This is a genomic window from Geodermatophilus sp. URMC 62 (assembly GCF_052931475.1).
This window is the reverse complement of sequence record NZ_JBRFHY010000001.1, coordinates 1,242,255-1,262,401: the sequence shown is the minus strand read 5'-3', so window position 1 is coordinate 1,262,401 and position 20,147 is coordinate 1,242,255. Positions and strand designations below refer to the sequence as shown.

Genomic DNA, 20,147 nt, shown 5'->3' with positions numbered 1-20,147 from the left:
CGGTCCGCGTCTCAGTCCGCGTCGAGGAAGCGCTCGACCACCGGGGCCAGCTCCGCGGCCTCGGTGACCAGCGCCAGGTGCCCGCCGGAGTAGAGGTGCAGCTGCGCGCGGGGGATGCCCCGGGCCAGGATCCTGGCGTTGACCACCGGGATGATCGGGTCGTCGTCGCCGGCGACCACCAGCGTGCGCTGCCGGATGAGCGACAGGAACGGCAGGCTGCTCCACCCCGCGCTGGCCGCCAGCTGGTAGTAGTAGCCGCGCCGCGGCCCCAGCCGGCTGGCCGAGTGCAGCACGCGGGCCGCCATCGCCGGGTCGGTGCGGACGGTGCCGCCGTAGAGCGTCGCGGCGACCTCCTCGGCGTAGCGGGCGTCGCGGTGCCGCTGCGGGGTCAGCATCCGGGCCAGCACGCGCGGGTGCGCGGGCACCATCAGGCTGCCGGTGCCGGTGGCCGCCAGCACCAGCCGGCGGCAGCGCCGGCGGTGCTGGACGGCGAAGTGCTGCGCCAGCGCGCCGCCCCAGGACAGCCCCAGGACGTCGACCGGCCCGTCGTACCCCAGCTCGCAGAGCACCCCGGCCAGCACCGGGGTGAACGTGGCCAGCGTGTAGGGGACGACGGGCCGGGGGGAGCCGCCGACGCCGGGGACGTCGAACCGGACCACCGTCCGCCGCTGGTCGAGCTCGTCGACGAAGGGCTGCAGGACCTCCAGGCTCGCCCCGATGCCGTTCATCAGCAGCAGCGGCGGGGCCGACCCGTCCCCCCGGCGCACCGAGACCCGCAGGGTGCGGCCGGAGACGGTGACCGACCGGACGAGCTCACCGGTGCCCGCCCGGGCCGCGAGCGCCGGGTTCACCAGGCGGCCGCGCGGCCCCGGTTCCTCACTTGTCGAAGACATACGTCCCCGGCGCGTCGGTGAGCGGCGGCAGCTCCTCGTTGCCCAGGGAGGTCGGGGCGGGCACCTCGTCGCCGGCCCGCTCGCCCAGCCACGCCATGAAGTCCGGCCACCAGGAGCCCTTCTCCTTCGTCGCCACGGCCAGCCACTGCTCGGGGTCGGCCGGGGTCTGCGGGGCCACCTGGAACGACGCCTTCGGGTTGGTCGGCGGGTTGACCAGCGAGGCGATGTGGCCGGCGGTGGACAGGACGAACCGGCTGCGGCCGCCGAGCAGCTGCGTCGTGCGGTAGCAGGACTGCCAGGGGCACAGGTGGTCGGCGATGCCGGCGGTGACGTAGGCGTCGACGTCGACGGCGGACAGGTCGACCGGCGAGCCGAGCATCGTCGCCCCGCCCGGCTTGGTCAGCAGGTTGCCGACCGACACGTCGATGAAGTCGCGGTGCAGGGCCGCGGTCATCCGGGTGGTGTCGGCGTTCCAGTAGAGGATGTCGAAGGCCGGCGGCGGCTTGCCCTGCAGGTAGTTGTTGACCCAGTAGTTCCACACCAGGTCGTTGGGCCGCAGCCAGGCGAACACCTCGGCCAGCGTGGCGCCGTCGAGGTAGCCCCTCTTCCGCGACTTCTCGGTGGCGTCGCGCACCGCCTCCTCGTCCATGAGCGCGCCGATCGTGCCGGCGTGCGACCAGTCGAGGACGGTGACGGCGTAGCTGGAGGCGGCCACCCGCTGCAGCGCGCCGGTGGCCGCGAGGTGGGCGAGCACCATCGCCTGGATGATGCCGCCGGAGCAGAAGCCCTGCAGGGCCACCTTGTCGCTGCCGGTGATCTTCTCCGCGGCGTCCATCGCGTCGAGGACGGCCTGCCCGTAGGCGTCCAGGCCCCAGTCGGCGTGCCGCTCGTCGGGGTTGCGCCAGCTGATCATGAAGACCTGCTGGCCGGCGGACACGTAGTGCTCGACGATGCTGCGGCCGGGCGCGAGGTCGGTGACGTAGTACTTGTTGATCGTCGGGGGCACGATCACCAGCGGCACGCTGCGCACGGTCTCGGTCGTCGGCCGGTACTGGATCAGCTCGAACACCGGCGTCCGCAGGACCACCGCGCCCGGGGTGACGGCGAGGTCCTCACCGACGGTGAAGGCGTCGGGCTCCACCATCGAGGGCACCCGTGGCGCGGACGCGAGGTCGCCGACCAGGCGGCGCACGCCGCTGACCGCGTTGCGGCCGCCGGTGTCGATGACCGCCTTCCACAGCAGCGGGTTGAGCAGGCTGTTGCTGGGCGCCAGCGCGTCGACGACGTTGGTGAGGGTGAAGCGGATCCGCTCGTCGTCCTGCCACTCGAGGTCGGCGTCCTCGACGAGCCCGGCCGCGGTCTGCGCCGCCGCGATGTGCGCCTGCATGAGCCGCTTGAGCAGCGGGTTGCCCGCCCACGCGGGGTCGGCGTAGCGGCGGTCCTTGGGGTTGGGCGCGACCTCGGAGCGGCCGGAGAGGATCCCGCCCAGCTCGCGCACCAGCTCACCGGAGCGGCGGGCCACGACGTCGGGCTTGCGCACCAGCGCGGCCCCGAGCCGGCCCACGGTCCGCGCCGGCGGGATCATCCGCCGCAGCGGGCCGCGCGCGCCGTCGACGAGCACCATGTCCAGCCCCATGACCGCATCCGACGCCTCCGGCGACTCCGCCGGGCCGGTGTCGCCGACGGGCGCGGGACGCGGGCGCGGTGAGTCGGGGGAGGGGCGGGGAGCAGTGGTGGTCATCCCGGTTCTCCTGGTGTCGCTGCAGGCCTCTGAGCCGGTTCACTCAACCACAGGGGCTTCCCTGCGGCGGGGGGCGGACGCCCCGCAGGGGGCCCTACCCGCCGGGTGGGACCGGGCACACGTGCGTTCCGGTGCCGGTGCCCGGTGGCCGGGCGTCCCGCTCAGGGGGACGCCCGGGCGCCGCGGGCGTGCCGGTCGCGCGCGGCCGTCACGAGCGCGGGCCACCCCAGGGCCAGGCCGGCGCCCAGCAGCGCCCCGGCGACGGTGTCGGAGAGCCAGTGCGCGCGCAGGTACACCCGCGACAGCGCCATGACCGTGGAGAACACCACCGCCCACACCTCCCAGCGCCACCGGGCCGGTCCCGGCGGCGCGAGCACCAGCACCAGCCCGACCGCGGTCACCGCGCCGGCGATGGCGTGCCCGGAGGGGAACGAGGCCGCCGACGTCGCGATCAGCGACCCCGGGGGACGGGGGCGGTCGAAGGCGGCCTTGACCGGGCCGATCGCGGCCTCGCTGCTGACCACCGCGAGGGTGAACGCGAGCACGCGGGCCCAGTGCCGCCGCCAGGCCAGCAGCAGGACCGCCGCGACCCGCAGCGGCCAGTTCACCCACGCGCTGCCCAGCCAGGAGAACGCGACCGCCACCGCGGTGGCCGGCCCGCTGCGGTGCGCGCCGACCCACTCCCACACCGCGTCGTCCACCGCCTGCACCGCCGGGCGCGTGGCCGGCAGGGCCACCAGCACGCCGACGGCCCCGGCCCCGGCCAGCAGCGCCGCGCTGACCCACAGCCCGCGACGGGAGTCGACCAGCATCAGCCCGGCCGCCCGAGCAGGAGACGGACCAGTCCCCCCACGAGCAGGCCGAGCCCCACGCCGCCGACGACGTCGAGCGGCAGGTGCGCCGCCACGTGCACGCGCGCCAGGCACACCGCCGCGGCGAGCAGGACCCCGGCGATCCGCCCCCGGCGCCCCAGCCACGGCCAGGCCACGGTCAGCACGGTGGCGACGACGGCGGCGTGGCCGGAGAGGAAGCCGCGGCCCTGCGCGGCGGCCCCGCGGACGACGACGTCGTCGAGCAGGCCGGCGGGCCGGCCCCGCACCACCACGTCCTTGACCACCTTGGCCGCGAGGTAGGTGCCGATCCCGGCCAGCAGCAGCCCCGCCGCGAACCGCCAGCGGCGCAGCGCGGCGGCGACCAGCGCGCTGGCGGGCACCACCAGGACGTTGCCCAGCTGCATCACCGGCCAGACGAGCACGAACGGGAGCACGTCGACGCCGTTGACCGCCCGGAACACCGCCGTCTCGGCCGCGGGTACCGACGTCCGCTCGACCGGGAGCGCGGCCAGGACGAGCACGACGGCGCCGACCGCGGCCAGGACGGCGTCGTGGCCCCGCCGCGTGATCGTGCGCGGCCTGACCGCCGGTCCGCTCACACCGTCTCCGGCACCAGCTCCGTGCGCGGTGCCGTGTTCGGCTCCCGCCGCCACGAGCGGTTCTGCCGCCAGAACACGTAGGTGCCCAGGCCCAGCGGGATGGGCAGCACGTAGGTGAGCGCCCGGAACACCAGCACCGCCGCCGCCACCAGGGCCCGGTCGCCGCCGGCCGCGGAGAGACCGGTGATGAGCGCCAGCTCGATGACGCCCAGCCCGCCCGGGGTGAAGGGGACGGCGGTCAGCAGCCGGGCGAAGGCGAAGACCGCCAGCGCCTCCACGACGCCGACCTGCGCGGCGGTGACGCCCACGGCGCGCAGCGCGACCACCAGCACGAGGAACAGCGAGAGCTGGCTGACCACGGTCGCGAGGGTCAGCCAGTGCCAGCGGGCGCGCAGCAGCAGCGCCGTCCGGTCGCGGAACTTCGTCGTCGCGAGGTCCCAGCCGTGCACGGGCGGCCGGCCGAGCGGCCGCAGGACGGCCGAGGCCACCCGGCCCGCGCCCCTGCCGATCCGGGCCGCGCTCTCCCGGCTGCGCAGCAGCAGGCCCAGCAGGACCACGGCGGCGACCAGCCCGGCCAGACCGGCCAGACCGGCGAGGAGCCGGCCGGTGGTCGGCGTGGAGGTGAGGGCCAGCAGGGACAGGGCGAGCACCGGCAGCGCCAGCTTGGCGAAGTTGTTCCAGAGCCCCGACAGCAGCAGCATCACCGACGTCCGGGAGCGGGAGAAGCCCCACGAGGAGTTCATGCCGTAGGTCAGCCCGAGGGAGATGGCCGCGCCGCCGATCACGGTGTTCGACACGGCGGTCGTGGTCAGCGTCGAGACCGTGGCCTCCCGCAGCCGCAGGCCGGGCATGGTCACGACCATCACGAACTGGTAGGTGGCCAGGTTCCACAGCGTGGCGATCCCCAGCAGCGCCAGCTCGGCCCAGGTCATGGCCGCCACGGCGGACCAGACGTCGGACAGGCTGGTGAACTGCGGCAGGAACCAGAAGAAGACGGCGGCGACCAGGACGAGGGAGAGCAGCGGGGGCACGACGCGCCGCCACAGGGGCTTCCCCCTCGGCGGCCGGGTGGGCGGGGCCTGCGGTGCGACGGCGGTCATGCCGGGCCTCCCTGGTCGGCGGGCGGGTCGAGCTGCAGCCGGCCGCCGCTCTCCTGCTGGACCTGCCCGGCGAGCTCCTCGCGGCTGACGACGCCGAGGCTCTGCGTGGCCAGCGCGAGGGGCTCGCCCCGGTTCTCCCCGGTGAGCCGGAAGGTGATCGTGGTGCAGCCGCCGTCGAAGACGTAGTAGCGCCGGCCGTGGTACTGCGGGGTCACCTGGGTCACCCGCTCGAAGCGGCGCAGGTCCTCCCGCTCGCTGGGGATCTCGGTCGCGCCGCCGGTGTCGCAGCCGGCGTCCAGGGCCACCTCGATGGCGTGCGTGCCGTCGCGGTCGGAGTCCAGCCAGAACCGCGCACCGCCGGAGTGCGCGTCGAGACCGGCGAAGGTCCAGCCCACGGGCACGCTCTCCACGCACGGCACCCAGGCTGCCGTCGGCACCGCCTGCGCCATGAGGACGACGCCGTGGGCCGCGGTCGCGTCGTCCCCGCTCGCGCACGCCGGCAGCTCGTCGCTGACGCTGGTGCTGCCGCCGCCGCAGGCGGCGGCCGACAGCGGGGCGGCGAGCAGGGCGACCGCCGCGGCGGTGCGCCGGGCCCGGCTCACAGCGGCGACCCGAGCAGGTCGACCCCGACGGCGACGGCGAGCAGCAGCGCCAGCCCGGTGACCAGGCTCAGCCCGACGCGGCGCCAGGTCCACCGCTGGATGCGCACGGGCGGCAGCCGGTAGGGCAGCAGCCGGAGGAACTCCGCGTGCAGGTCGCGGCCCTGCGCCCGCAGCATCCGGCGCAGCTGCGAGGGCATGGTCAGCCCGCGGGTGGCCGCGAACGCCTCGGCGATCTCCTCGTCGGAGAAGTACACCCGGGCCCGGGCGTACACGCGCTCGGCGTCGGTGGCCAGCGCCAGGACCAGCATCATGTTGGCCAGGTCCACGGCCTCCCGCCACGGGCTGGGCCGCACCTCGGCGAAGGCCGAGTCGATGAGGAACAGCGTGCCGTCGCGCACCATCACGTTGGCCGGCTTGATGTCGCGGTGGGCCACGCCGACCTCCCACAGCCGCCGGACGACGGCCAGGCCCTGGTCGATGACGGCGTCGTCCACGACCGTCTCGGGGTCGCCGATCTCGCGGGCGCCCTGGAGGAACTCGGCGACCAGCAGGTACTCGCGCTCCGGGGTGATCTCCACGATGCCCAGCGGGTGCGGGACGGGGAGCCCGGCGTCGGAGAGCAGCCGCAGCACGTAGTCCTCGTACTGCACCAGCCGGCGGACGCTGTGGTAGGGCTTCTCGTCCTCCAGCCGGCCGTAGAGCAGCGTGCGGCCGAGCTTGAACCAGCGGTCGGAGCGGACGTGCGTGGCGGCGTAGAGCTTGCCGAAGACGCAGCTCTCGTCCTGCTCCGCGGCGTCGGGGGCCTTGACGCTGATCCTCAGCGGGGTGGAGCCGCCCGACCCGGCCAGGCCGAAGGGCGCGACCGCCGTGGCCACCAGCCCCAGCTGGTCCTGCAGCGCCCGGACGATGGCCTCCCCGCGCGCGCCCGAGACGTCCAGGTGCGCCGGGCTGCCGCGCCGGTAGACGACCGGGTAGACCTCGTTCGGCGTCAGCATCCGGAACGCGGCCAGCGGGGCCGCCACCCCGAGGACGACGCCGGCGAGGACGTCGGTGGGGTGGTCTTGGGCCAGGTAGAGCCGCGAGGCGGCGGTGACCACCAGCAGGCCGCACACCACCCACTTGCCGATGCCGCGCGCACGGCCCGCGGGGACCAGCGAGTACAGGGTGCTGACCAGCAGGGTGGCCAGGACGGTCATCGGCACCGACGGCATGGAGAAGCCCGACCACGGGCCGAGCACCTCCACCTCGTAGGGCCGCGGCCGCTGCAGCGCGGACGCCGCGGTGGCGGCGGTGTTGATGACGACGATGCCGACGCCGAGCCACACGAACAGGTGCCGCCAGCGCCGGAAGACGGCCAGGGCGACCAGGTCGACCACCCACAGCACGTGGATCGCCCGGCCGGTGGCGAGGACGCCGGCGACCTCGGCGACCTCGGTGAGCCCGGGGGAGCGGATCGTGCTGATCGCCTGCAGGACCCGGGTGTCGACCAGGTCGAAGAACGCCGCGCTGCCGGTGGCGACGACGACGACCCAGCTGACGAGCACGACGGCGCTCAGGCCCAGCCACCACTTGCCGGAGGCGTTGAGGTGCCGCGGCAGCGGCGGCGGCTCACCGGAGGGCCGGCGGCGGCGGTGGACGCGCTGGATCGGCGGTGGGTCGGGGCGACGGACGCCCCCCACCGCCGAGGCCGGCGCCGCGGGGGCCCGCGGTGCGGGTACCTGCGCCGCCGGCGTCCCTGTCGTGGCCGCCATGCCCGCCGATGCTGCACCCGATGCGTCCGCAAGACCATCGACCTTGGTCCCGTGCGCGGGCTAGCGTGACGAAGGACCCCCGTGCCCCACCACTCGCACGTTCGCGGCGGGCCCCTGCACGGGGGCCGTGGGCGGCTCCACCGCGGGGCGCCGCCTCCTGGAGGGGGTCTGCGATGCGGGGCCGAGTGCTCGCCGCCGTGCTGCTCCTGACGCTGGCCGTGTGCGGTTGCGGCGACACGCCCGCCGACCCCGCCCCGGCGGCGGAGGACGTCGTCCGCGTCGCCTCCTACGACTTCCCCGAGAACCAGACGCTGGCGGAGGTGTACGCCGAGGGGCTGCGCCGGGCCGGGCTGGCGGTGTCGGTGGAGCACGGCATCGGCACGCGGGAGGTGGTCCTCCCGGCGGTGGAGCAGGGCGTGGTCGACGTCGTCGTCGACTACCTCGGCACCGCGTCGGAGTTCCTGGAGTCCGGCGCGGGGTCGAGCAGCGCCGACCCGGCCGTGCTGCGGGACGAGCTGGCGCGCGACCTCGCGCCGCGGGGGATGACCGTGACCGCCGCCGCGGCGGCCGAGGACCAGAACGGCTTCGTCGTCCTCACCGAGCTCGCCGAGCAGCACGGGATGACCACGCTCTCGCAGCTGGCCGCGGTGGCTCCCGGGCTGGTGTTCGGCGGACCGCCCGAGTGCGCCGAGCGGCACTTCTGCCTGCCCGGCCTGCGCGAGGTCTACGGCCTGGAGTTCGCCGCCGTCCGCAGCATGCCGTCGCGGGCGGCCACCGTCGAGGCGCTGCTCACCGGGCAGGTCGACGTCGGCATGCTGGAGACGACCGACGCCCACCTCCTCGACGCCTCGCTGCTGCTGCTGCGCGACGACCGGTCGCTGCAGCCGCGCGAGAACGTGGTGCCCGTCGTGCGGACGGCGGTGCTCGAGCGGGCCGGCGAGCGGCTGCGCACGGCGCTCGACGCGGTCAGCGCCCAGCTCACGACGTTCGACCTGATCCGGCTCAACCGGGCCGTGGCCATCGACGGCCGCACCCCGGCCGAGGCCGCCGCCCAGTGGTGGGACGGCCGCTGACGGCCCCCGCGCAGGGGCCCGCCACGAGCTCGCGAGCGGTGGGGGGCGCGGGGGTCCTTGATCACGTGATGGCGCTGGTGCCGGTGATCGCGCGGCCGACGATGAGGCTGTTGACCTCGCGGGTGCCCTCGTAGGAGTAGATCGCCTCGGCGTCGGCCACGAACCGGCCCACGTGGTTCTCCAGCAGGATGCCGTTGCCGCCCATCAGTTCGCGGGCCCAGCCGACGGTCTCGCGCATGCGCATCGTGGAGTAGCCCTTCGCCATCGAGGCGTGCTCGTCGCGCAGCATCCCGCAGTCCTGCAGCTGGGAGGCCCGGGCGCACAGCGCGGCCGAGGCGGTGATGTTGCCCAGCATCCGGAACAGCAGGTCCTGCACGAGCTGGAAGGAGGTGATCGACCGGCCGAACTGGTCGCGCTCCAGGGCGTAGCGCAGCGCGTGCTCGTAGGCGCCGCGCGAGCAGCCCACCGCCGACCACGCCACGCTGACCCGGGTCGCCCGCAGCACGTTGGCGGTGTCGCGGAAGCTGTTGGCGTTCTGCAGCCGGTTCTCCTCGGGCACCCGGACGCCGTCGAGGGTGATCAGCGCGTTCTGCACCGCGCGCAGCGCGATCTTGTCCTCGAGGTCGACCGCGCTGAACCCGGGGGTGGGCTGCTCGAGGACGAAGCCGAGCACGCGGTCGGTGTCGACGTCGCGCGCCCAGATGATGACCAGGTCGGCGAAGCTGCCGTTGCCGATCCACTTCTTCTGCCCGTCGAGCACCCACTCGTCCCCGTCGCGGCGGGCCGTGGTCTGGATGCCGCGGGCGACGTCGGAGCCGTGCTCGGGCTCGGTGAGGCCGAAGGCGCCGATCAGCTCCATGCGGGCCATCGCCGGGAGCCAGCGCTCCTTCTGCTCGTCGGAGGCGCACAGCTGCAGCGTGCCCATGGCCAGGCCGCCGTGGACGCCCATGAACGTGGCCACCGAGGGGTCGCCGCGGCCCAGCTCCATCGAGACCATGCCGTCGAACAGCGACGAGCGGCCGGGGCAGCCGTAGCCGGAGTACTGGGCGCCGGCGATGCCCAGCTCGGCGATCCCGGGGATCAGCTGGCGCGGGAACTGGGCGCGGGTCCAGTACTCGTTGATGATCGGCTCGACCTGCTCGTCCATGAACGCGCGGACGCGGTGCAGCGTCTCGCGGTCCTGGTCGTCCAGCAGCGCCTCGAGCTCGTAGAAGTCCGACGTCACGGCGGTCCGGTCACCCACGGGTCTGCCTCCTCACGGCGGGGACGACGGCGTCCCGTCCGCCCGCCCTACCCGGTGACCAGCGGCACAACCGGCGCCCGGGCATGTGGGCGGACGGATCCGGGCAGGAACCCCGAGTTCCGTCCGCACGACCCGGAGGAGGGCCCCGTGCCCCGATCGATCGCCGACCAGACCGACGAGGAGCTGGGCGGCTCCGGCAGCGTGCTGGTGCGCCAGCGCGACGACCACGAGCAGCTCGACCGGCTCCTGCGCAAGCTCGACGGCAGCACCGGCCGCGCCCAGGAGGAGGTGCTCACCCGCATCGACCGGCTGGTGTTCAGCCACGCCTTCGCCGAGGAGACCGTCCTGTGGCCGGTCATCCGCCGGGTGCTGACCGACGGCGACGAGCTCACCCGCCGCATCGAGACCGAGCACCAGGAGGTCAACGAGCTCGTCGCCGCGCTGGAGGAGGGCGGTGTCGACCACCCGGATCGGCCCGCCCGGCTGGCCCGGCTCGTCAAGGTGCTGCAGGAGGACGTCCGCGACGAGGAGGACCTGCTGCTCCCGCGGCTGCAGGAACGCCTCGACCCCGCCGAGCTGCGCCGCCTGGGCCGGCAGTGGGCGCTGGTCCGACGGGTCGCACCGACCCGCCCGCACCCCACGGTGTCGCGCCGGCCGCCCGGCAACGCCCTGTCGGGCCTGCCGCTGTCGCTGCTCGACCGCAGCCGCGACCTCGTCGACGCCGTCGTCCGCCGGGTGCCGGGCCCGCTGGCGCCGGCCGGGACGGTGGTCAGCCGCGGGCTGGCCGCGGTGGCCGCCGCCGTCGAGCGGACTCCGCCGGCCCGCCGCGGCGACGGCCCGCCGACCGCCCGCTGACACGCCGGTGGCCCCCTCCCGGGCCGGGGAGGGGGCCACCGGCACGTGCTGGGTTCAGTTGGTGTTGCGGGGCTTGGGCTCGGCGCGGGCGTCGAGCTGGATCTCCTTCTCGGCCCCCGGGACGCCCTCCTGGAGCTCCTTGGTGCGCTCCTTCTCGGCGTCGAACTCGATGCCGAACAGCAGCGCCAGGTTGATCAGCCAGAACCAGATGAGGAACACGACCACGCCGGCCAGCGCGCCGTAGGTCTTGTTGTAGCTGCCGAAGTTGGCGACGTAGAACGCGAACGCGGCCGAGGCCACGACCGCGACCAGGATCGCCACGCCGGCGCCGGGGCTGATGAAGCGGAACCCGCGCAGCTTGACGTTCGGCGTCGAGTAGTAGAGGACGGCGATCATCAGCGCGAGGATCACGAGGATCACCGGCCACTTGACGACGTTCCACACGGTCAGCGCGGTGCTGCCCAGGCCGATGGCCGAGCCGATGGCCTCCACCACCGGGCCGCTGAGCACCAGCATCGCCACGATGACGGCGGCGAACAGGATGCCGATCAGGGTGACCAGCAGCTGCAGCGGCTTGAGCTTCCAGATCTTGCGACCCTCGGGCGTCTCGTAGACGACGTTCGAGGCGCGGGTGAAGGCGCCCACGTAGCCCGACGCCGACCAGATCGCGCCGACCAGACCGATGACCAGGCCGAGGCCGGCGGTGCTCTGGCTGCCGGCGACCTGCTCGATGACCGGGCCCAGGGTGTCCGCGGCGCTCGCGGGGACGACGGTGGTCAGCGCGTCGGTGAGCTGCTGCGGGGTCGTCAGCAGGCCCACGATCGAGGTCAGCGCGATGAGCGCCGGGAACAGCGCGAGGACGCCGTAGTAGGTGAGCGAGGCCGCCCAGTCGGTGAGGTTGTCCTCGCTGAACTCCTTCACGGTCCGCTTGACCGTGCCGAAGAAGGTGGGCTTGGTGTCGGTCCCGCGCGGCGCGTTGTCGAAGCGGGTCGAGTTGATCTTGTCGTCGTGCGGCACGGGGTCGCCGGCGCTGTTGCCGGAGAACCGTGCCTGCTTCGACGCCTCGGTGCTCGCGGCGCGGGAGCCGTGGGAACGGGCCATCGTCGTCCTCCGGTGCAGGGGGTGCGGATCGGGTGATCGGTTCCCCGGACGGACCACTTCCATGCAGCCCCGTGATCACCGGGCGCGTCGCGCCCGGGACCTCAGCGGATGCCCGAGACCGGCGACCACTCGCCGGCGCGCGCCGTCGCGTGCTCGACGTCGGCCAGGTCGTCGGGGTCGCCCGGGCCACGGCGGCGGGCCTGCACCATCCCCACGAGGCTGACCAGCGCGACGCCCGCGGCGGCCGCCGTGCCGAGCACCGCCACCCCGGTGAACGCCGACGCTCGGGGGAACCCGGTGGCCGGGTCCAGCGCGGCGCCCAGCAGCGCGACGGTGAGCGTGCTGCCGACCGCCTGGCCCAGCGAGCGCGCGATGGAGTTGACCGCGTTGGCCACCCCGGTCTCGCTGCGCCGGACCGCCCGGACGACCAGGGTCGGCAGCGCCGCGTACACCACGGTGACCCAGACCTGGCTGAGCAGCCCCGCGGTCACGACCAGCCAGGGCTGCGACCGGCCCAGCGCGAACACGGCGAAGCCGGCGACACCGGCGGCCGCCCCGCTGAGCAGCGTCGGCAGGGGACCGAGCCGGTCCACGACCGTGCCCGCCACCGGCGCCAGCAGGATGCCCACCACGCCGCCGGGCAGGAGGTAGACGACGGCGGCCTCGAGCACCCCGGCGCCGAAGCCGTAGCCGGCCGCGGGCGGCGTCTGCACGTACTGCATGAGGGCGAGGAACGAGACGAACAGCCCGACACCGGTCAGCAACCCGGCGAGGTTGGGCACCAGCATCCGCGGGTCGGTCAGCAGCGCCGGGCGCACCAGGGGCTGCGCGCGCCTGCGCTGCAGCAGCACCCAGCCGCCCAGCACGGCGACCGCCGCGGCCGCGCAGCCGAGCGTGGCGGAGGAGGTCCAGCCCCAGCCGTTGCCCTGGGAGACCGGCAGGAGCAGCAGGACCAGGCCGATGCCCAGCACGACGGCCCCGGCCCAGTCGACCCCGCCGGTGGCCGTCGCCGGGCGGTGGGGCAGCAGGACGGCGGCCAGCGCCAGCGACACCAGCGCCACACCCAGCCCGATCCAGAAGGGCCGGTGGTAGTCGCCGCCGTCGCCGGTGAGCAGCCCGGCCGCCACCAGCCCCACGACGCCGCCGACACCGAGCGTGCTGCTGACGACGGACATCGCCACGCTCAGCCGTTCCGGCGGCAGCTCCCGCCGCAGCACGCTGATCGACAGCGGGAACAGCCCGTAGGAGGAGCCCTGCAGCACGCGGGCCACGATCAGCAGGGGCAGCGACCGGGTGACGATGGCCAGCAGGGTGCCCAGCGCGACGGCGGCCAGGATGCCGAGGATGACCGGCCGCTCGCCGCGGGTGTCGCCGAGCCGGCCGAGCACCGGCGTGAGGACGGCGGCGGCCAGCAGGTTGGCGGTCAGCACCCACCCGGCAGCCGCGGGGGAGACGCCGAGCTGCTCGCCGATGGGGCCGAGGACGGGGACCACGAGGCTCTGCAGCAGCGACAGCGTCGTCACGGCCAGCGACAGGGCGAGGACCAGCAGGGCGGGGCGCGTCGGCGTCGGGGTGGACACGGCACCGGTACGGGGGGTTCCGGGACCGGCGGGCACGGTCCGATGACACCACGTGCCCACGGCGGCAGCCCGGCCAGGTCGCCCCCACCCCGGCGGGTGAGAACGGTCACCGACCGGCAGGTGAACAGCACCGACGATGGTTGAGACGGTGCCGGACGGGGGACTGGAGACCCTGACGATGCCGGCGGGTTCCGGATCCGCGGCTGCGAGACGGAGAGCAAGGGGACGTTCGAGATGGTGTTGTGGCCGGCTGTCGCCCTGGTCGGGTTCCTCGTCCTGACCGGACTGGTGATCGCGATGGGCACCTCGACGACCGCGCGCTACGAGCGCGAGCAGCGGGCTGCGGCCTCGCCGGCTCCCGCCCGGGCCGCCGAGCCCGTGGGGGCCCGCGCCGCCTGAGGAAGGACCCACTCGCCCCCCACGCCTCGCTCCGCTCGGCGCGGGCCCCTGCGAGGGGCCGTGCACACGACCTCCTGCGCCCCGCGCCTCCTGTCCGGAGTCGCGGGGCGCCGGTGTGTCCGGGGGCCGGCCGGTCGGGGTGGGGCTACAGGTGGGCGTCGGGGGTGTCGAGCACCGTCCGGTCCAGGGACTCCAGCAGGTCCAGCCAGGTGTGCACCTTCGGCAGCTCCCAGCGCTGGAAGAACCGCGCCGCCGCGCGCTTGCCCTCGTGGAAGTCGCTCGTCTCGTCCCGGGTGGCCAGCGCCTGCTCCAGCCACAGCCACGCGACGACCGTGTGCCCGGCGGCGTCGAGGTAGGCGCTGGCGTTGGCCAGGGCCAGCGCCGGGTCGCCGGCGCCCCACAGCGTGCCGGTCACCGCGACCAGCCGGGCGAGCGCGGCGTCGACGTCGGCGGCCAGGCCGGCGAACGGCGTGCCGGCCGCCCGCCGCGTCGTCGCGCCGATCGTCTCGGCGAGCAGCCGCAGCCCGGCCCCGCCGTGCACGGTGACCTTGCGGCCGAGCAGGTCGAGGGCCTGGATGCCGTTGGTGCCCTCGTGGATCGGGTTGAGCCGGTTGTCGCGGTAGAACTGCTCGACCGGGTAGTCGCGGGTGTAGCCGGCGCCACCGTGCACCTGGATGGCCAGGTCGTCGGCCACCGGACCCCACTGCGAGGGCCACGCCTTGGCGATGGGCGTCAGCGTGTCGAGGAGCAGGTGGGCCCGCTCGCGCTCCTCCTGCGTCTCGGCGGTCTTCTCCTCGTCGACCAGGCGCGCGCAGTACAGGCCCAGCGCCAGACCACCCTGGGCGTAGCTCTTGGCGGCCAGCAGCATGCGGCGCACGTCGGCGTGGTCGACCAGCCGCACCATCGGCGAGGACGGGTCCTTGCTGCTCGCCGAGCGGCCCTGGGTGCGGGTGCGGGCGTACTCCAGCGCGTGCAGCCAGCCGGTGTAGCCGAGCACGGTCGCGCCCATCCCGACGCCGATCCGCGCCTCGTTCATCATGTGGAACATGTAGGAGAGCCCCTTGTGCGGCTCGCCCACCAGGTAGCCGACGGCGCCGGCCCGCCCGCCGGGGGTGTGCACGCCCTCGCCGAAGTTGAGCAGGGTGTTCGTCGTCCCGCGGTAGCCCATCTTGTGGTTGAGCCCGGCCAGGACGACGTCGTTGCGCTCGCCGAGCGAGCCGTCCCCGCGCACCAGCACCTTGGGCACGATGAACAGCGAGATGCCCTTCACCCCGGGCGGACCGCCGGGGATCTTGGCGAGCACCAGGTGGACGATGTTCTCGGTCAGCTCGTGGTCGCCGGCCGAGATCCACATCTTGTTGCCGGTCAGCCGGTACGTGCCGTCGTCCTGCGGCTCGGCGCGGGTGGTGATGTCGGCCAGCGAGGACCCGGCCTGCGGCTCCGAGAGCGCCATCGTGCCGAACCAGCGGCCCTCGAGCATCGGCCGCACCCAGGTGTCCTTCTGCTCCTGCGAGCCGTGCGCGAGCAGCAGCCGCGCGTTGCCCATGGTCAGGAACGGGTAGCTCGACGTCCCGACGTTGGCCGCCTTGAACCAGGCGAAGGCCGCCTGCCCGACGGTCTGCGGCAGCTGCATGCCGCCGTACTCCTCGTCGAAGGTGCCGGCCATGATCCCCGACTCGCGGAACACCGCGAGCGCCTGCGCGACCTCGGGGATCATCTCCACCCGGCCGTCGACGAACCGCGGCTCGTTCTCGTCGGCCGTGCGGTTGTGCGGCGCGAAGTGCTCGGTGGCGATCTCCTCGGCGAGGTCCATCACCGCGTCGAAGGTCTCCCGCGAGTGCTCGGCGAAGCGGGCCCGCTTGGTCAGCGTCTCGATCTCCAGCCACTCGTGGAGCAGGAAGTCCAGGTCGCGCCGGGACAGGATGAGCGAGGGGGACACGAGGGGCCTCCACGGACGACGGTGGCGAGGAGCGCGGGCGCGGCGCCCGACCGGCCCACGATAGGCCCGCGGACGACGCCGTCCGGTCCGGCAGCCGTCCGGTCCGGCAGCCGTCCGGTTGGGCAGCCGCACCGGCCGGGTAGCCGTGCACCGGAGGCGCCGGAGGGGTGCCCGAGGGAGGACCCATGGACCTGGACCAGGTGCTCGGCCGGGCGACCGGGTGGGCCGCGCAGGCGGGTGGTGCGCTGCTGCGCGGGGTGCAGCACGTCCGCCTGCCCGGGGTCGGCCAGGCGTCGGTGACCGACGCCCCGGAGCGCGCCGCCCGCCGCTGGCGGGCGGTGACCGTGCTGCGCGACCCGGCCGACGTCGAGGCCGCGGCCCTGCCACCGCTGGCCGCGCTCGGCGACCGCATCGAGGTGCGCGTGACCGCGGCTCCCGGCGACCGCGGCGCCGAGCTGGCCGCCCGGTACCGCGGCACGCCCTCCGAGGACGAGGTCGGCGACCTGCGCGCCGCGCTGCGCGAGGCCAAGGCGCTGCTCGAGGTCGGCGAGGTGCTGCGGGTGGACCCGCAGCCGCACGGGAGGCGTGCGGCCACCCCGCAGGGTGCCGCGCTGGAGGGCGCCGCACAGGCGGCTCCGCGGGAGGGTGTGCTGTGAGGGCCGCGACCTGGACCGGCGTGAACGAGGTGTCGGTCGAGACCGTCCCGGACCCGCAGGTCCTCAACGACCACGACGTGATCCTGCGGGTGCGCCGGACGACGACCTGCGGCTCGGACCTGCACCTGCTCGGCGGCTACATCCCCGCGATGCGGGTCGGTGACGTGCTCGGCCACGAGTTCATGGGGGAGGTCGTGGAGGTCGGCCCCGGCGTCCGGGACCGCCGCGTCGGCGACCGCGTCGTCGTCAACTCCTTCATCGCCTGCGGCTCGTGCTGGTACTGCCGGCAGGAGCTGTACTCGCTGTGCGACAACGGCAACCCGAACCCGGGGATCACCGAGGGGCTGTGGGGCCAGAGCCCCGGCGGCTGCTTCGGCTACTCGCACGCGATGGGCGGGTACGCCGGGTCGCACGCGGAGTACGTCCGGGTGCCCTACGCCGACGTCGGCAGCTTCGTGATCCCCGACGAGGTCAGCGACGAGCGGGCGCTGTTCGCCTCCGACGCGGTCTCCACCGGGTGGATGGGCGCGGACATGGCCGGGACGAAGCCCGGTGACACGGTGGCCGTCTGGGGCGCCGGCGGGGTCGGGCAGATGGCCGCGCGGGCGGCGATGCTGCTCGGCGCCGAGCAGGTGTACGTGATCGACCGGCTCCCCGAGCGGCTGGCGCAGGTGCAGCAGCACGTCGGTGCCGAGGTCATCGACTACTCGGCCACCGACGTGATGGCCGAGCTGCGCGAGCGCACCGGCGGCCGCGGGCCCGACGTCTGCATCGAGGCGGTGGGCATGGAGGCGCACAGCCCCGGCGTCCACGGCCTCTACGACCAGGTCAAGCAGCAGCTGCGGCTGCAGACCGACCGGCCGAGCGCCGTCCGCGAGGCGATCACGGCCTGCCGCAAGGGCGGCAGTGTCTTCGTCCTCGGCGTCTTCGCCGGCCCGGTGGACAAGTTCCCGCTCGGTGCGGCGATGAACAAGGGGCTCACCCTGCGCGGCGCGCAGGTGCACGGCCAGCGCTACACGCCGCGCATCCTCGAGCACATGCGCCGCGGCGAGCTGGTCACCGAGCACCTGGCCACGCACGTCATGCCGCTGGAGGACGCGGCGCGCGGCTACCGCATGTTCAAGGACAAGGAGGACGGCTGCGTCCGGGCCGTCTTCACGCCCTGACCCACCGGCCGGTGGCCGACACGGTGCACCGCCGAGGACGACGCAGGCCCCTCCCCGCGGGTGCGGGGAGGGGCCTGCGTCGTGGGTGGGTGCTCAGTCGCGCGGTCGGCCGGCGCCGTCCCCCAGGTGGTCGGCGGGGACGGAGGCCAGGCCGGTGGGCACGTGGCCGCCCGCCTCGTGCCGGCCGGCCTGCTGCCGGCGGTGGGCGGCATCCTCGCCCTCCGGTGCGCCGCCGTCCGCGACGGCGTCTCCCGGCCGGCCGGCCGGCGGCGAGGTGGAGGTGGGGGCCGCGGCGCCCGCCGCCTGGGCCGCCTGCTCACCGGCGGCGTCGGCCTCCGGCTCGCCGGCGGTCTGGGCGGCCGCCTGGCGGGCCTGGATGCCCGACTTGTTGCTCAGCGCCAGCTGCGGCAGGAACAGGAACACGAGGAACCCGATCGCCGCCGCGCACGCGGCGATGAGGAAGACCAGGTCGATCGCGTTCGCGAACCCGGTCTTGAACGGCAGCGCGAGGAACGACGGCAGGCCCTGGATGAACGACGTGTCCGACAGGTCGCCGCTGCCACCCTGCAACTGACCGCTCTGCAGCGCCTGACCCACCCGCGGGTCGCTGGCCGCGGCCGAGGTCAGCGCCGACTCGATCTCCACCGGCAGCCGGCTGAACAGCACGGAGAGGAACGCGGCGGTGCCGACCGTGGCGCCCATCTGGCGGAAGAAGGTGACCGACGAGGTGGCCACCCCCATCTCGCTCGGCGGGACGGCGTTCTGCACGGCGAGGACGGCCGGCTGGAAGTTGAAGCCCAGCCCGATGCCGAGCATGATCATGAACGGCACCAGCGTCCAGATCGACGTCTCGGCACCGACGACGAAGGACAGCGACACCAGGGCCGCAGCCATCAGCACGGTGCCGGCCAGCGGGAAGACCTTGTACTTGCCGGTTTTGGAGATCGCGACGCCGGAGCTCATCGCGCCGATCATGATGCCGAGGACCAGCGGGATCATCTGCAGGCCGGCGACGGTGGCGCTGGACCCGTGCACGATCTGCAGGTACTGCGGCAGCAGCAGCAGGCCGCCGAACATGGCCGCGCCCACCACCACGCTGCCGGCGGTGGCGATGCTGAAGCTGCGGTTGCCGAACAGCCGCAGCGGGAGCAGCGCCTCACGGCCGTAGGCCCGCTCGGCCAGCAGGAAGAGCACGAGGCCGACCGCGCCGACGGCGTAGCAGACCAGGGCGCGGGTCGACGTCCAGCCCCAGATGCGGCCCTGCTCGGCCACGATCAGCAGCGGCACGATGAAGGTGATCAGCGCCAGGGCGCCGGGCCAGTCGATGCGGTGGTCCCGGCGCTCGTGCGGCAGGTGGAGCACCCGGAAGACGGCGGCGAAGGCGACGATGCCGAGCGGCACGTTGATGAAGAAGATCCAGCGCCAGCCGTCGAGGGCCAGCAGGGACGTCTGGCCGGCGAAGAACCCGCCGATGACCGGGCCCAGGACGCTCGAGGTGCCGAAGACGGCCATGAAGTAGCCCTGGTACCGGGAGCGCTCCCGCGGCGGCACGATGTCGCCGATGATCGCCAGGGCCAGCGACATGAGCCCGCCGGCGCCGATGCCCTGGACCGCCCGGAAGGCGGCCAGCTCGTACATCGAGCTCGCGATGCCGCAGAGCACCGAGCCGAGGACGAAGACGGCGATGGCGAACAGGTAGAAGGGCCGCCGGCCGTAGATGTCGGAGAGCTTGCCGTAGAGCGGCGTGGAGATCGTCGAGGTGATGAGGAACGCCGTCGTCGCCCACGCCTGGAGGTCGTAGCCGTCCAGGTCGTCGGCGATGGTGCGGATGGCCGTGGCGACGACGGTCTGGTCGAGGGCCGCCAGGAACATCGCGACCATCAGGCCGGCGATGATCGTGAGGATCTGCCGGTGGGTGAAGGCGCCGTCGTCCCCGGGGGCGGCGGCCGCCGCGCGGGCGTCCTGGCGCTCGGCCGCGCTGGTGCGGGTGGTCTGGGTCATGAGCTCTCTCTCGGGGACGGGGCGGTCGGCGCGGCGGACTCGGTGGGCAGGGACCCGGCGAGGTCGTCGACGAGGCGGCCGAACAGGGAGGTGAGGGCGCGCAGGTCCGCAGCGGACCACGCGGCCGTCACCCGGGCCAGGTGGGCCTCGCGCTCGGTGCGGAGCTGCTCCAGGGCGTCCCGTCCGGCCTCGGTGACGACGAGGAGGCTGGCCCGGCCGTCGGTCGGGTCGGCGACGCGCTGCACCAGCCCGTGCTCGATGAGGACCGCGACGTGGCGGCTGACGGTGGACGGATCGGCGTGCACCAGCTCGGCCAGGGCACCCTGCCGCAGCGGCCCGTGCCGGACCAGTGGGAAGAGCAGCACCAGCGCGGCGCGGTCGCGTCCCTCGGTGGCCTGCGCCTTGAGCGCGTGGACCACCCGGATGAAGCGGGGGAGCTGCTCGCCCAGGGAGCGCAGCTCGGCGAGCCGGTCGTCGGGGAGCGTCGTCGACCCGGGCGCTGCGGGGGAGGAGGGCACGGGACCTCCGGAGACGAGGTGGCGGGAACACGTGCACCGTACAACCCGTTGTCAGGGACAAGCAACCAGTTGTACGGCGCATGCAAGCGGGGCGGAG

The 20,147-nt window shown here is 74.5% G+C and carries 18 protein-coding genes; 5 read left to right on the top strand and 13 right to left on the bottom strand.

Features of this window, described 5'->3' with window-relative positions:
* Nucleotides 1-11: 11 nt before the first annotated feature.
* The 7 genes from phaZ to ACU616_RS05990 form a co-directional block, all read right to left on the bottom strand.
* Nucleotides 12-851 carry a poly(3-hydroxyalkanoate) depolymerase gene (phaZ, locus tag ACU616_RS06020; protein ID WP_446757568.1) on the bottom strand — a complete coding sequence of 280 codons (840 nt, stop codon included), beginning with the start codon at nt 849-851 and terminating at the stop codon, nt 12-14.
* Nucleotides 852-876: 25 nt separating this feature from the next.
* Nucleotides 877-2,634, bottom strand: a complete 1,758-nt coding sequence (locus tag ACU616_RS06015) for a PHA/PHB synthase family protein (protein ID WP_446757567.1) — start codon at nt 2,632-2,634, stop codon at nt 877-879.
* A gap of 161 nt (nt 2,635-2,795) precedes the next feature.
* Entirely contained in the window at nt 2,796-3,446 is a 651-nt protein-coding gene (locus tag ACU616_RS06010) for a phosphatase PAP2 family protein (RefSeq protein WP_446757566.1), read from the bottom strand.
* The gene (locus ACU616_RS06005; protein WP_446757565.1) at nt 3,446-4,066 is read right to left on the bottom strand and encodes a phosphatase PAP2 family protein; all 621 of its coding nucleotides are present in this window, start codon (nt 4,064-4,066) and stop codon (nt 3,446-3,448) included. The genes ACU616_RS06010 and ACU616_RS06005 overlap by 1 nt, the downstream gene beginning before the upstream one ends.
* Entirely contained in the window at nt 4,063-5,166 is a 1,104-nt protein-coding gene (locus tag ACU616_RS06000) for a lysylphosphatidylglycerol synthase transmembrane domain-containing protein (protein WP_446757564.1), read from the bottom strand. The genes ACU616_RS06005 and ACU616_RS06000 overlap by 4 nt, the downstream gene beginning before the upstream one ends.
* Complete coding sequence (locus tag ACU616_RS05995) at nt 5,163-5,768, bottom strand: hypothetical protein (RefSeq protein ID WP_446757563.1); 606 nt, start codon at nt 5,766-5,768, stop codon at nt 5,163-5,165. The genes ACU616_RS06000 and ACU616_RS05995 overlap by 4 nt, the downstream gene beginning before the upstream one ends.
* Entirely contained in the window at nt 5,765-7,519 is a 1,755-nt protein-coding gene (locus ACU616_RS05990) for a phosphatase PAP2 family protein (protein ID WP_446757562.1), read from the bottom strand. The genes ACU616_RS05995 and ACU616_RS05990 overlap by 4 nt, the downstream gene beginning before the upstream one ends.
* Before the next feature lie 173 nt (nt 7,520-7,692).
* On the opposite strand from ACU616_RS05990, the gene ACU616_RS05985 reads away from it, so the two are divergent.
* Nucleotides 7,693-8,592 (top strand): ABC transporter substrate-binding protein, encoded by a 900-nt coding sequence (locus ACU616_RS05985; protein WP_446757561.1) that lies wholly within the window; start codon nt 7,693-7,695, stop codon nt 8,590-8,592.
* Nucleotides 8,593-8,653: 61 nt separating this feature from the next.
* On the opposite strand, the gene ACU616_RS05980 is transcribed toward ACU616_RS05985, so the two are convergent.
* Complete coding sequence (locus tag ACU616_RS05980) at nt 8,654-9,835, bottom strand: acyl-CoA dehydrogenase family protein (RefSeq protein WP_446757560.1); 1,182 nt, start codon at nt 9,833-9,835, stop codon at nt 8,654-8,656.
* A gap of 147 nt (nt 9,836-9,982) precedes the next feature.
* Here ACU616_RS05980 and ACU616_RS05975 point away from each other — a divergent pair, with 147 nt between their 5' ends.
* Complete coding sequence (locus ACU616_RS05975) at nt 9,983-10,690, top strand: hemerythrin domain-containing protein (protein WP_446757559.1); 708 nt, start codon at nt 9,983-9,985, stop codon at nt 10,688-10,690.
* A 54-nt stretch (nt 10,691-10,744) separates the two neighbouring features.
* Here the strand turns inward: ACU616_RS05975 and ACU616_RS05970 are convergent, their stop codons facing one another.
* Together ACU616_RS05970 and ACU616_RS05965 are read right to left on the bottom strand one after the other, a co-directional pair.
* Nucleotides 10,745-11,791: a YihY/virulence factor BrkB family protein gene (locus ACU616_RS05970; protein ID WP_446757558.1), complete on the bottom strand. Its 1,047-nt coding sequence runs from the start codon at nt 11,789-11,791 to the stop codon at nt 10,745-10,747.
* A 101-nt stretch (nt 11,792-11,892) separates the two neighbouring features.
* Nucleotides 11,893-13,371 (bottom strand): MFS transporter, encoded by a 1,479-nt coding sequence (locus tag ACU616_RS05965; RefSeq protein WP_446757557.1) that lies wholly within the window; start codon nt 13,369-13,371, stop codon nt 11,893-11,895.
* A 234-nt stretch (nt 13,372-13,605) separates the two neighbouring features.
* On the opposite strand from ACU616_RS05965, the gene ACU616_RS05960 reads away from it, so the two are divergent.
* Nucleotides 13,606-13,770, top strand: a complete 165-nt coding sequence (locus tag ACU616_RS05960; protein ID WP_446757556.1) for a hypothetical protein — start codon at nt 13,606-13,608, stop codon at nt 13,768-13,770.
* A gap of 145 nt (nt 13,771-13,915) precedes the next feature.
* Here ACU616_RS05960 and ACU616_RS05955 read toward each other — a convergent pair whose 3' ends face one another.
* Nucleotides 13,916-15,709 (bottom strand): acyl-CoA dehydrogenase, encoded by a 1,794-nt coding sequence (locus ACU616_RS05955; RefSeq protein WP_446757555.1) that lies wholly within the window; start codon nt 15,707-15,709, stop codon nt 13,916-13,918.
* 185 nt (nt 15,710-15,894) lie between these two features.
* Here ACU616_RS05955 and ACU616_RS05950 point away from each other — a divergent pair, with 185 nt between their 5' ends.
* A complete protein-coding gene (locus ACU616_RS05950; RefSeq protein ID WP_446757554.1) occupies nt 15,895-16,365 on the top strand; it encodes a hypothetical protein in 471 nt (156 codons plus the stop codon).
* A complete protein-coding gene (locus ACU616_RS05945; RefSeq protein ID WP_446757553.1) occupies nt 16,362-17,531 on the top strand; it encodes a zinc-dependent alcohol dehydrogenase in 1,170 nt (389 codons plus the stop codon). Before ACU616_RS05950 ends, ACU616_RS05945 begins: the two co-directional genes overlap by 4 nt.
* Nucleotides 17,532-17,624: 93 nt before the next feature.
* Here the strand turns inward: ACU616_RS05945 and ACU616_RS05940 are convergent, their stop codons facing one another.
* Together ACU616_RS05940 and ACU616_RS05935 are read right to left on the bottom strand one after the other, a co-directional pair.
* Nucleotides 17,625-19,532 carry an MDR family MFS transporter gene (locus ACU616_RS05940; RefSeq protein WP_446757552.1) on the bottom strand — a complete coding sequence of 636 codons (1,908 nt, stop codon included), beginning with the start codon at nt 19,530-19,532 and terminating at the stop codon, nt 17,625-17,627.
* Nucleotides 19,529-20,050 (bottom strand): MarR family winged helix-turn-helix transcriptional regulator, encoded by a 522-nt coding sequence (locus ACU616_RS05935; RefSeq protein WP_446757551.1) that lies wholly within the window; start codon nt 20,048-20,050, stop codon nt 19,529-19,531. The genes ACU616_RS05940 and ACU616_RS05935 overlap by 4 nt, the downstream gene beginning before the upstream one ends.
* Between the last annotated feature and the right edge of the window lie 97 nt (nt 20,051-20,147).